Annotated in this window: 5 protein-coding genes; 3 read left to right on the forward strand and 2 right to left on the reverse strand. The window is 59.3% G+C overall.

The features are described from left to right. Nucleotides 1-419 precede the first annotated feature (419 nt). The 3 genes from B5520_RS08220 to B5520_RS23240 all read left to right on the forward strand — a co-directional run bounded on the left by B5520_RS08220 (nucleotide 420) and on the right by B5520_RS23240 (nucleotide 7645). Complete coding sequence (locus tag B5520_RS08220; RefSeq protein WP_176156817.1) at nucleotides 420-3623, forward strand: type ISP restriction/modification enzyme; 3204 nt, start codon at nucleotides 420-422, stop codon at nucleotides 3621-3623. Nucleotides 3624-3753: 130 nt separating this feature from the next. After that, on the forward strand, nucleotides 3754-7425 hold the full coding sequence (locus B5520_RS08225; RefSeq protein ID WP_139386225.1) for a YobI family P-loop NTPase: 3672 nt from the start codon (nucleotides 3754-3756) through the stop codon (nucleotides 7423-7425). Further along, nucleotides 7418-7645: an ApeA N-terminal domain 1-containing protein gene (locus B5520_RS23240; RefSeq protein ID WP_368483720.1), complete on the forward strand. Its 228-nt coding sequence runs from the start codon at nucleotides 7418-7420 to the stop codon at nucleotides 7643-7645. The genes B5520_RS08225 and B5520_RS23240 overlap by 8 nt, the downstream gene beginning before the upstream one ends. A 314-nt stretch (nucleotides 7646-7959) precedes the next feature. Here the strand turns inward: B5520_RS23240 and B5520_RS08230 are convergent, their stop codons facing one another. Further along, nucleotides 7960-10902 (reverse strand): tetratricopeptide repeat protein, encoded by a 2943-nt coding sequence (locus tag B5520_RS08230; RefSeq protein WP_254865525.1) that lies wholly within the window; start codon nucleotides 10900-10902, stop codon nucleotides 7960-7962. Nucleotides 10903-12292: 1390 nt separating this feature from the next. Next, nucleotides 12293-13318: an ATP-dependent DNA ligase gene (locus B5520_RS08235; RefSeq protein WP_079596591.1), complete on the reverse strand. Its 1026-nt coding sequence runs from the start codon at nucleotides 13316-13318 to the stop codon at nucleotides 12293-12295. Nucleotides 13319-13327: the final 9 nt, after the last annotated feature.

Below are 13327 nucleotides of genomic sequence, written 5' to 3' on the forward strand. Positions count from 1 at the left end.
GCGGCAACGTCGGAGGAACAAGCACAGACCGAGTCTTCCGTCGAAGTCGACCCGCGGCTGGAAAAGATGCAGTGACTGATAAATGCGTCTTTCCCGCAGAAGTCATAACTACGGCCACTGCAGCCACCGCCAGAGCAACCCAGCAGCGGCCATGCGAACAACTCATAGCACGGGCGTGGTTCTCGGCCGCGTTGTCCACTCCGTTTTTGGGCACTGTGGTTACTGGGTAGTCTCAGGGAAGCACTAAGGCAATTAATAGGGGAGTAGTAACTATGGGGGCAGCTGCCGGCGGGTCTGAGTTCGGGGACCACATTGCCGATTTTGGGGCGCAATGCAAACTCAAGCTGGCCGGCCCAGGAGAACGAGAGGCTCTTCTTTCCGGGCCGGTAAGTAACTTGCTGACTGCTCTAGGGCACTCAATGGACCTGGTCGTAACGGCGCACGACGAAGTCCGTGAGATGGAAGGGGCCTTACGTGCAGACTTCGCCATTTCCATCAACAGCGAGTTGTCTGGGCACATCGAGTTGAAAGCACCCGGCGTCTCCCTCGATCCGGAAACATACGGCAAGTCGACTCACAACTATCTTCAGTGGCAGCGGCTGAAAGAGCTTCCCAATCTTCTTCACACCAACGGTCTTCAGTGGCGCTTATGGAGGAGCGGAGAGCTCAAGCACGACGTTTATCTAGGCGCCTCGTCCATTGTCTCCGCTGGGAAGGCCCTTACGGCCAGCGCTTCCTTTGATGCCATGATTCGGGACTTCCTAAGCTGGAAGCCGGCTCCGATCACCAGTGTAAAGAAATTGGTCGATCAGGTTGCACCTTTGGCACGCGTGCTGCGGGAAGAAGTCGCCGAAGCACTGCGAGCCGAACGCCGGGCCATCAGTTCTGGGGCCGATAAGAATCTCCAGCCTTTTCTCGGGGCTGCCCAGTCCTGGCGTCGACTACTGATGCCCGCGGCCCGCGATGACCAATTCGCTGACGGCTACGCCCAGACTGTCACCTTCGCTCTCTTACTGGCCCGGGCAGAAGGGCTCGAGTTGCGAAAAGCGAAGCTTCATGACATTAGTGAACTGCTGGATTCAACTCATTCCCTGATGGGTAGGGCTCTTGAGCTGCTCACAAAACATGCAACAGGGCCGGTGAGCACCGCCATTGACCTGCTTACGAGGGTTATTTCGTCCGTCGAATGGGACACTCTGTCCAAGGGAAGCAAAGACGTTTACCTCCACCTCTACGAGGACTTCCTAGAAAACTATGATCCGGAGCTGCGGGAAAAGACAGGAAGCTACTACACCCCGCCCGAAGTGGTAGAGGACATGGTCCGTCTAACTGAGGAAGCGCTGCGGAGCTACTTCGGCAAGACCAGGGCTTTCCGCGATCCGTCCGTGGCGGTTGTGGATGGTTCCATGGGAACGGGGACGTACCCCCTCGAAGTATTGAAACGGGCGGGTGACCAAGCGAGAGCGGAATACGGACCGGGCGCCGTGCCGGAGGCCCTCACTTCGCTAGCCAACCGGATCTATGGCCTCGAACTGCAGTCCGGGCCGTTCTCTGTCGCCGAACTACGGATCACCGGGGAACTGAAGAAGGCTGGAGCAGACCTTCCTGCAACGGGGTTGAACCTGTTCGTCGCAGATACTCTGGAGTCCCCTTGGTCAGCTTCAGCAGACCAGCTCTCTTTCACGGAACAGCTGATCGCCGTGCAGCGCCAGCGTGCAAACGCTATGAAGCGCGAACGCAACGTTCAGGTCGTCATAAGCAATCCTCCGTACGAGGAGCGGGCGGCCGGTATGGGTGGGTGGATTGAAAAGGGCGACCTGGCTCATAACTTCGATTTTGTCCCATTGGACGACTTCAAGCTGCCCGGCAACGGACGGCACGAGGGCATGGCGCTGAAGAATCTCTATGTGTATTTCTGGCGTTGGGCGATGTGGAAGGTTTTCGAGTCCACGCCATCTGTTGCAGAAATGCCTGACGGCGATGAAGGAATCATCTGCTACATCTCAGCTAACGGATATCTCACAGGACCCGGCTTCCGCGGTATGCGGAAATATCTGCGGGAAACCTGCTCCCATGGATGGATTATCGACGTCAGCCCAGAAGGTAAAAGGCCCCCACGGGGAAATGCAGTCTTCAACATCGAGACTCCCGTAGTCATAGCCATGTTCATCCGCACCAGCGGGACAGACACAACCACTCCGGCGGTCATTCAGCACACAACCCTGCAAGGGACATACCCGGAGAAAATGGCAACACTGTCCACTCTGACGTTGGATGATGCCAGATGGACGCCCGTGAGGGACGCGTGGACGGCACCCTTCACTCCAGCCCCAGCGGGGACTTGGGACTCCTATCCTGCGATCAGCGACCTAATGCCCTGGTATATAACCGGCGTAACCTCCAACCGCGGATGGGTTTACAGCCCGTCAGCGTCCACGCTTGATGAGCGGTTCAAGCGGTTGACCCAAGAGCCAGACGCCAAGACTAAAGCGGACCTGCTGAAGACCACGGACACATCCACCATCCACAAGACCAAGGCACCTTTCCCTGCGCTCGTGGTGAACGGAGTCTCGGACACTGAGCAAGCGACGAATGTGCCGTTGACTAACGTGATCATGGCCGCGGAGGCCAAGAAGGTGCTGCTGGCATACCGGTCCTTTGACCGTCAGTACGTCATTGCTGATGCCCGTCTGCTGGATCGTCCGCGTCCTTCACTCTGGCATGCTCGGAGCGTTGATGGGCAAATTTTCGCCATTGAGCAGCACAGCCATCATCCTGGCGCAGGCCCCGGCATGGTGTTCTCAAACCTCATGCCGGATCAGCACTCGTTCAACAATCGTGGGGGGAGGACGCTGCCACTGTTTCATCCCGACGGCAGCCCCAATGCCGCACCGGGCCTACTTGCCGCACTCGCAAAGGTGCTTAAGCGCGAAGTGTCAGCTTCAGAACTGCTCAGCTACATCGCCGGGGTTACCGCGAACCCGCACTTCATCGAGCTTTACAGCGAGGATTTGCGGACGCCGGGCATTCGTGTCCCCCTAACGAAGGACGCCGGTCTCTGGGTGAATGCGGTGGAACTGGGCGAGGAGATTCTATGGCTGCACACTTTTGGCAGCAGGTTCGTGGACGTCGATAAGGACCGCGGTGCCGATATCCGCCAGCGAAGTGGCCTCAGCCATCCGACGTATCTGGAGACAGTGAAGGGAATGCCAGATGTCATGGATCATGACGATGAAGCGAATGTGCTCAAAGTAGGGACAGGCAGGTTCGGAGGGGTCTCCAAGGACGTGTACGAGTATCAGGTTGGTGGCGTCAACGTCCTCAGGCAGTGGTTCGGTTACCGCAAGCAAAATCCGAACGGCAAGATCACTTCGGAACTAGACAAGATCGTCCCGGATCGCTGGGAGTCAGAATGGACTGAGCATCTTTTGCAAGTGCTCAGCGCTCTGACCCAGCTCGTGGAGGCTCAAGAGTTACAGGCTAAGCTCTTGGATGACATCGCTTCCTCGGAGCTTTTCAGCATGGAGGAGCTTTCGCTTCTGGGAGTCGACTGGCCGATAGACGCGAAGGGGAGCACCTCTCGCTCGGTTCGATACCCCCTAAGCGGCGGGCTGTTCGATTGATCTAACCACTGTAAATCAAGGGATAAAGTAGGCCGAGGCCTCAGACATGTCCTATGGACCCGAGCGCTCTATCGGAGCCTCTGAAGCTAAACACTGATCACGTCGAGGACTTGTTGGGGGAAAAGTGAACGTGGCCGAGGAAGATCCGGAACAGCAAGCGCCACTGGGGCGGCGTATCTACCTTCGCTCACTTGGGCCTGAGTATGTCAAAGCCCACCACAGCATCTATGTGGGGCATCTCGAAGACGCTGTCCAAAACAAGAAGAACCGCAACATCGCTCTTACCGGCCGCTACGGTGCCGGCAAATCCAGCGTGCTGGATGACTTCGAGAAGAAGCACCCGCAATCGACGGTCCGCATCAGCATCAACACCCTTGGTCCCGCTAAGGACGACGAGGACCTGACCAACCGGATCCAAAAGGAACTGGTCAAGCAACTCGTCTACCGACTGAAGCCGGGCCAAATCCGTCGATCCAGATTCGCTAGACCCAAGCCGCTGACCCAAGGAAGGGCATTCGTTCAGGCTCTTGGGGCGAGCGTGGTCGGACTGGGCCTCCTGTGGTTGCTCGGGGTGCGCCCCGGGGCCGGCTGGCCGGACCCGGCCGCGGACACGGCCGCTTTTGTCGGTTGGGCGGTGCTTTTCTTCGTCCTAGTCCTGCTTTCCCTCTGGGCGGTCCGCTGGGTCATCGGGGATCGGATCGTCTCGGAAGTTACGACGGCCGGCACCAAGATCGCGCTGGGCGAGGGACCGACCACCTACTTCGACAGCTTCCTCGACGAGATCGTCGCATTTTTCGACGCAGTCGAGCCCAAGTACTTGATCTTTGAGGATCTGGACCGCTTCGATGACCCACAGATTTTCGACTCGCTCCGCGAGCTCAACACACTCGTCAATGCCTCTTCGCATTGGCAGGCCAAAGAGGAGCCGCTTCGATTTATCTACGCCATCAAGGACAGCCTGTTCGAGCAGCTCGGCGCGGAGGCCAAATCCGAGGGTGAAGAGGCCGGAGACAAGGGGGTTCAAGGCGGTTCCAGGGAGGGCGCGAAGCCGCGGCTCGATGTGGCTGTTGCAGCAGTCCGTCGCGCGAACCGGACCAAGTTTTTCGAACTGGTCATTCCTATGGTCCCGTTCATATCGCACCGCAACGCGCGCGACCACCTCGTCGAGGCAATGGTGTCGCTAGGCTTTGCCGAGGACTTCGTGTCGCGGCCGCTGCTCGATCTAATCGCTCGCCACACCACAGATATGCGCCTGATGAAAAACATCTGCAACGAGTTCGCGGTATTCGCAGAGCACCTGCTGTGGACGGAGAACCCTGCGCCCGGCATGACAGCGGACCATCTCTTCGCACTCGTCGCGTACAAGAACTTCCACCTCGCAGATTTCGAAGCCATCTCGCAGCGCACGAGCACACTCGATGAACTCGAGCGGCTCCATCGCGACGAGGTCAGGAGCCTGATCGAGGGCCTGCAGGCGCAGCGACGCAAACGGTTGAGGACCGAGGAGCAACGCAAGCGGAAAGAGGCCACCGCGGTGGAGCTGGGCAACAGGCTCCGCGACATCAAGGACATGTTCCCTCCCTCGAACGGCTATTCATACGTCTCCGTCACGGTCGACGGCCAAAGCTTTGCGTTCAATGCCGTTGGCACGGTGGAATTCTGGGAGCGCGTCGCCAGGACGAAGTCGATCTCTCTCGTCCAGCAGTACAGCCAGGGCACGGTCACGCCAACCGAGGCCCAGTTCATTCGTATCTTCCCGGAGGTCGAGTCGGAGCAGTGGCATGAACCTACTTCCGCCGAGCTCGCGCGACTGCTTCAGGAGTACGACCAGGACATCGCGACACTGAGGGGTACGGACTTCGCCGGGCTGGCCCGCTACGAGCGAGTGCCGAAGGGCCGGATAAGGTTCGACCAGCGCATCACCGACGTGCTCGAGTCAGAGCTGGCACGTGATCTCGTGCGGCGAGGCTTCATCACAAGCAACTATGCCGAGTACTCCGCGATCTTCTACGGCAAATTCGTCGGTGTCGACGTCGCGTTCTTCTACAACCACAGCGTCCAGCCGAACGAGATGTACCTCGACTACGAGTTCACTTCCGAGAACGCGATTAGCAACTTGCTCGAGCAAGTCCCTGCAGACTTCACAAGCACAGTGAGCGCGCTGAACGTCCAGGTCGCCTCCTATCTGCTCGTTGACAGGCCCGCGGATGCGAAGCGACTCGTCGCGTACGCCGTCAATCACGACAGCAAGGACGTCCAGGCGTTCATTGATGCCTTCCTCAATACGCCCGATGCTCCGCGCGAGCTCCTCGTCCAGCAACTGACGATGCATCCGTGGCGTGACGTGTTCGAATACGTGGCAGGTCACCCTGGTGTCCCGGACGAAGACATTCGACTTAGGTTGTTCGACGCAGCGCTTCTCAACACGCTTGAGGCTGACGCCTACGAGATCGGCGAGTCCTCGAGGGCCCTGCTTGAGTCGTCGTACCAGCAACTAACTGCCGTCAGCGAGTACCAGGCTCCGTTGCAGACTGGCCGGATCTTCTCAATCATGGAGGCCGCGGAGCTGATCATCACTGACCTCGGTGATCTGAGTGAGCCGCTCCGAGGCCAGGTGGTAGCTGCGCACATGTACAAGATCAGCGAGCTGAATCTGCGGCTGGCACTTGAAGCCAACGTCGCCCCGACGCTTGACGAGGTGCGCAAGAAGCCAAGCGTGTGGGAGTTTTGTAGGACGCACATCGCTGAGTATTTCGCTGCGATGCGGGCCGCCGATCCGACTGGGCGGATTGTGCTCACGGAGTCGGCGCTGGTCGAGGTTATCAGCGAGCAGCATGAGTCATGGACGGAGGACGAGCTGAGCGACGTCCTCGATGGGAGCGCCGCTTCCGCCGCGATCGAGGACATTGAGGACGTCCCGGAGTCCACCTGGCACATGATCGTGGGTGCGAGTCTCATGGTTCCGACGGTTTCCAACGTATGGGCTTATGTGCAGGCTCATGGGGTGGACGAACATCTGTCTGGTTTTCTGGCCGCGGACGGGGTCGATGCGGTCGAGCTGCGGGACGTCGAGAAGGTCGCGGATGAGGACCGAAACGTTCTCGCGGTCCGCTTGCTGAACGCTTCAACGCATCTTACGGCGCACGCCCGGGTCCAGCTCGTCAAGCAGCTGAATCTCGAGTCCGCGATCGAGCTGACGCAGGTGACTCCGAGCCCCGACCAGGTCCTCGCCAGAGCGCTGGAGGCGAAGCTCTTGCCGGATACCTTCAAAACGTTCGCCCATTTCGCGAAGGGCGGTTGGCAAGCTGTCTCGGAGGCGTTCGCGGTGTCCGGGAACGCTTCGGAATTCATGGCGCCAGAGCTCGTGACAGGTTTCGTGGGAGAGTTCCTGGAGGGCCAGCGGACCCCCGAAGCGCTGCGACGGATCGTGGTGGACAGTATTGGCGATTACGTGCCCGGTGACGACGCGAGAGCCCTTCGTGCCGCGGGACGATTCGCCAGCGACAACCGGGTCTGGCTGCCCCTTCGGGAGGTTCGTCGCATCGCTCGGGTCACGCGGGCTCCGAAGGCAGTCCTGCCCCAGCTGGTGCAGGCTAGAGACGTCAGTCCAAGCGACCTGGTCGATATCCTCGCATTGCTCGGCCACCCATACGACATGCTGGTGGCAGGTCCAGGAACAGAATTTGACCTGCCTAAAGGATCGTCGAACGAGACGCTGTTCAGGCGTCTTGAAGCCGGCGGAAGGATTGCGATCGTCCAGAAGCTCATCGGGCGCGGAAGGAAGGTCCGAAACCTTGTATGAGACCCGGGCGGAGAAGCGCGAGCGTGGCAATGGGTGGCCTGTTGAACCTCGACGAGGTAGGAGAAATGGGGCGGAAATATGGTGGCTGCCGGACGCCCCGGGGGATCAAATCCCCGGTGTACTGCGATACGAGCCGGATAACGGTTTGACGGTTTCGATGATCGGGGCGTTTGAGGATCGCATCATGTCGGAGACGCCCGGGTGTCACCACGCTCCATGAAGGAAGCCGCACATGGGACGTGATCCACGGCGTGGCAGAACAGCGTGAGATCAGCCTCCTAGGCTGCGTGCGGAACGGTGGCAGGAAGCTAGAGCTCCGGAAATATTTGACGACGAGCTCTCGCCCGGCCTTGATAAAGGATCTCTTGGTGAGACCGAAGGCAGGGCGAGTTCCGGAGTCCCAACGACGGAACTGGCGGAACTCCCTGATTCCTCTCGCGCAGGGGTTTACGGTGAACTGCACCGTGGCCAACCTCGAGGACGGCTACAGGTCACCTGCGCCACCGACACAATCCGGGCGGCGACAAGCAGCGTCTATCGAGAATGTTGTACGCGGGCTAAAGCCGCTTTGTATTGTGGATCCTGACGGGCCAGCCCTTCATAAACATGTACTAGTTCTCTCCAAGCCACGCTGGCTTCTGTTTGCATACCAGCCCTATCGAGGTTAGCGGCCAGGGCGTTCAACGCCAAGGCAAGGCGGGGTTGGTATAAAGCGGGGTTCCCAGAGGACAGACGCCTGTAGATTGTGACGGATTCTTGCGCCGCCTCTACGGCCTGAGCGCCGTGTCCTCCGGCCTCACCGAGGTCGATGGCTAGGTTGTGCAGTGCCGCGGCGAGGGCGGGTTCGTATGGTGCGGGATTATCGGCGGCTAGCCGCCGATGAATACTGATGGATTCCTTAGTAGCTTTTAAGGCTTGAGCTCGGTGTGCCCCGGCCGCAGCGAGCCGGATAGCAAGGTTGTTTAGCCCAGCAGCGAGGTCGGGTTCGTGCAGTGCGGGGTTAGCGGCGGCTAGGCGCCTGTAAATAGTGACGGATTCTTGGGCAGCGTTTAAGGCTTGGGCCCCGCGCCCCCCGGTATCACCGAGGCTGACGGCTAGGTTGTTCAGCGCCCGGGCAAGTTTTGGTTCGTATAGAGCAGGGTTCTGGGCGGCCAACAGCCTATATATGTCAACCGATTCTTGGGCGACATCGACGGCCTTGGCGCCACGCCCTTCAGCCTCACCTAGCTGGACGGACAGGGTGTCCAGTGCCGAGGCGAGGGCGGGCTCGTGAAGTGCGGGGTTATCGGCTGTTAGCCGCCGATAGATAGTGACAGCTTCCTGGGCGGCGTTTACAGCCTCGGCACCGCGGCCTCCAGCATTACCGAGACGGGTTGCCAAGTTATTCAACGCAAGGGCAAGGTCGGATTCGTACTGCGTGGGGTTTTCGGCGGCCAACCGCCGGTAGATAATGACGGATTCCTGGGCAGCGCGCAAGGCATCGTTGCTATGGCCCCCGGTATCTCCGAGACGTTCTGCGAGCGTGTTCAGCGCCCGGGCGAGGTCAGGCTCATGTTGTACGGGGTAATTGGCGGCCAATCTCCGGTAGAGGGTAACGGATTCCTGTACTGCGCCTACGGCGTCGGCATCGCGGCCACCGAATTTACCGAGGTCAACGGCTAGATTGTTCAGCGCCACGGCGAGGTCAGGTTCGTACAATCCCGGGTTCTCGGTAGCCAACCGCCTGAACATGGCCACACCCTCCTGAGTGGCGTCTAGGGCTTCGGCGCTGCGGCCCCCGACTCCACCGAGCCGTGTAGAAAGGGTACATAGTGCCCTGGCCAGGTCCTGTTCGTATTTCCCGGCGTTCTCTTGGACCCGGTCCCGCAGTTGCTTAACCCTCAATTCCGCAAGTGCCACCTTCATCGTCGGCAGTAATCCCGGTGGGATGAGCTCAAGTAGCAAAAGAGTTCGCTCTTCATCAAGGTCGCATCCGCTGGCGCAGCGGGCCAATTCCCTGTCTAGGGCGCCATTGGCCGGACTTGTGGCCAGCGTTATTTCAACGGCGTTCGTAAGCCTCGTGAAATTGCTGCCGATGACGACTCCTGCCCAGGCTCCGGCGGAAGGAAGCAGCGGCGCTGCTTCTACTAACCGCCTCAATACGGCAAAGGCCTCCACGTCAGTTAGGAAACTTAGCAGCTTGTGTCCAAAGTTGGAGTCGTTGCCCGCAGTGTGCAAAAACGCGGCGACCGCAATGATGCCCGGACTGAATTCCGGTACGGAGGGACCACCTGCGGTGTCGCCGGGAGGACGGAACATTCTAGTGGCCCAAGCGATTATGTCCCTCTGTGTTCCTGCGTCTGTCCCGCTCAGGGTCGGAATTCTTTCCAGTACTTTGACGGCTATCTCCGGGTTGGCGGGCTTCAGCAGAGACAGCGCCACCACGGCATGTCCCAGCCGTTCAAGCTGAGCATCGCCCACTCCTTCACGTCCTGAGCTAGGAACACCCGGCATGTCCCGCCACGACTCCAGTTCTTCCTGCCACAGTTCATACATGATCTCTTCAACTTCTCTACTACGGAGTGGCACGGTTCCTGCCCGGGCAGCGGCAAATGCTGCTGCATGCAGCACCCCGATCGGAACAACACCCAGTTCCCGAATAAACCCGGGAGGATGAGAAGGAACAGGGACCCCCATCCTGTCCGCATAATGCCTGCACAATTCCTCAAACCAGCGCTCACGGTCCCCAGTGTCCCCGGTCGGCTTCAGATGGAGGGGTTTCACGTCCTTAATTACTGCTGCTGCATATCGGTCCGCGATGCGAAGCCCCTGCACATCACGCACGGTCATCAGCACCCGTATCTGCGGCGGTGTTTTGTGGCGGTCTACGTCAAGTACGAGGTCTGCGAAATGGGACGAAGCCCCGTCCACCACCACGACGGTGTCCTTGCCGTACCCGGCAATACGTTCTACTGCTTCGGAGCCTTTGTGGTCCTTGAGCCATCCCCTCTCCCACTCCGGGCCCAAGCTGTCGGCCCATTCAAGCGCCATCCTCTTTTTGCCTACCAGCGGCCCGCCGTCAATGATCATGATTGGCTCGGAAGACTTCAGCCATGCATCCAACCTTCTATCCACATTTTGGCGCGCATAAACAATGGACTGAGAATAACGGGGCGCCAACCAATCGAGGGAAGGTGTCTTTGGTGGATCGAGCTTGAGGCTGGTATCCAGTACGTCATCACGTGTTTTCAGCAGGGACTCATGTTTGTCTTTCGAAGCGACGTGGCGGGCCATCCAAGCAGGCAGAAGCAAAGCTAAGATCCCAAACGCGGAGGATAACCGCAGGGCTTCAGGCGAGGCCTTGTCCATGAAAACCGGGATCAGTAACACTACGATCCCAGGAATGTAAACAGACCACCGCCCAAACGACTGCCGAGGCCACTTCTTCAGAAGTACAGCCCACAAGGTTTGCCGTTGCTGTGTATCGCCATTTGTCATCCCGTCCACCCCATCATGCTGTACGGCAGAATATGGCTACCTTTGCACAAAGTTCCTGATACAGGAATGAGGAAAACAACTTACTTTCTTGGGCAGCCATCGAGGCCCTGAATCTCAACGCCCGCCCGGTGTCCCGTCTACCGTCAGACCACGACGTCTAAGTGGCATGAGGCTACCGTCCAAGACCTCGCCCAACAGGCAGCAGCCGCGATGGCCTCAACTGCTGAACCCGTGACTTCCGTCCCAATTTAACTCCGCTGCGACTTCTGCTGCCAGGCGACACCGGCCCCAACCTTGATCCCGCCGCTGCCCGATAACAGCGAGGACGGTCGTCCTTGCCTTGGCAGCCGGTGTGCTGATTGTCGTCGGAGCCGTTTTCGCGCTGTCCAAACGGGCTAGGCGACGCAACACCGATCTTGAACAGTGAACTGTCATGGGCGTCCGTCGTGTGCGCGGAACCCAAAGGGTGGGTCACTGGCCCGGGACGTGGTGTCCTAGCGCGGAAATGAGGAATTGAATTGAGCGACTGCAGGAGCAGCCTGATCAATGACCGCTACTCGTGGGCTACTGTGTCTCGCCATCCGATTGGCACATCGTCTGCTCCGTCGGCAGCCTTACGTGTAATCGTCTGGGGAAATATCTAGGCCGAAAAATGCGAAAGAAACACTTGATGGGTCCTCATGGGTGTGCACATAACAGGGTGATCCCGATTCCGTTGACGGTTGATGCGGCAGATGCTTGGGTGAGCGCCGCGCGGAACGACTGTTAGATGCGGCGTCGATGCCGCACCTGAGACGAAAACAAGGTTCGAACGCATGCAACTGGACAGCCCTAGGCGTTTTCTATCGAAGCGGCAAAACTGGAGGATGAAGTCGCCGAAAGGTTGCCGTTCGGGCGTCGCGACAGGTTTCATCGGTTTTTTGATGAGAAGAACCTGATTGAGGAGCAAGCCCTATTTCCTTCGAAGTGCTTGGTTTGGCTGCTCTCGTCAACGTTTCACTCGCGGTTCTCGAATTGCTCGACACCGTACCGTGGCGAGAGGTCTGACTGGAATTCGACCTGATGCGCCTTTCACGATAGCTGGCCAAGGATGCTCACCCAGTGGGGGGCTGAAGCCATCGCGCCAGTTCCCGGCCTTCCCTCGTTTTCAATGGCATGGATCGGCCAACGATCCGCAGGTCGCCGCCCGGGATGAGACCGGCGACGACCTCTGAGGGTTGGGTGATGGGCCCGATCACTGCGCCGCAGATGATGTCCAGGGTTCCCGGTGCTTGAGCTTCATCCTTATCTGCATTAAGGCGGTGCGTCACCAAGCGCGGCTTCAGGGTGGATTGGTCATGTGTCGTGGCGGGGCGGCGTTGGCGAAGCAAACTGCGGTCAGCGTTCCTTGTCAGTTGCGGGTCAGGCGTGGCGGGACCTCGACGTCGGCTGGCTCGAGTTCAGGACGGACTCTGCGAAAGCGTAAGGAGTGTCGGAACGACTGGCCTGACCAGGCTGCATCTGTCAGGACTTCAATGACGACAGGGTCAACGAGTGTCAGCTGGGTTGGTGAGGCGTCGCGGTTGAATCGGTCCAGGGTGGTTCCTTTCACCATGGTTGGCCAGGGGTGGATCGTTGTAGGAGACGTTAGCCAGCGGGCGAGGGCTCTGCTGTCCGCGGCTTTCAGGGGGGAACTGCGGCCAACAATGCGCAGCTCATGGTCAATGGGCAGCCCTGCAACAATTTCGGTCGGCCGTTCTATCGGACCGATCACGGCTCCGCAGATGACGTCCAGTTCAGAGATGTGCTTGGACTTAAGCCAGATCCTCTTTCCACCCGTATAGGTTTGGGTGCTGCTCTTGGCCATGAGCCCTTCCATCCCGGCTCCGGCGAGGCCCTCGAACCATTGCTGTGCGAGGTCCCGGTCGGTCGTCTGAGGGGACAGGGAGAGTGGGGGAGCCCAGATCGTGGCCAACTCTTCCAGCAAGGCCCGGCGTTGTGAGAGGGGCATGTCCCTTGCGTCCTGGCCGGCGACTCCCAGGACGTCGAAGCCGACGAAGCTCGCGGGCTGTGCCAGGGCGATGGTCCGCAGTCGCTCCTTGCCCCCGGACAGTCTCCGTTGCAGAGCCTCAAAATTCAGTCTGCCATCTGACCACACCACAGCTTCGCCATCGATCACGCAACCTGGAGGAATCATGGACGCTGCCGCCTCCGCTAAATCCGGAAAATATCGTGTCAGCTCTTTGCCTTGGCGAGACCATATGCTCACCCGGTCGTGGTCCCGAAAAATCAGGACCCGGTAGCCGTCGAACTTCGGCTCGAAAAGCATCTGACCAGGCAACGCTGCAGGCGGAGGAACGCCCTTCACAGCCTTAGCCAAGATCACCTCCAGCGGCGGTTGAAGCGACGGAGGAATCAGCTCACCGGGCTCTGCCATGCCCCCAGA

This window comes from Arthrobacter sp. P2b (genome assembly GCF_900168295.1).
Taxonomy (GTDB): Bacteria; Actinomycetota; Actinomycetes; order Actinomycetales; family Micrococcaceae; genus Arthrobacter.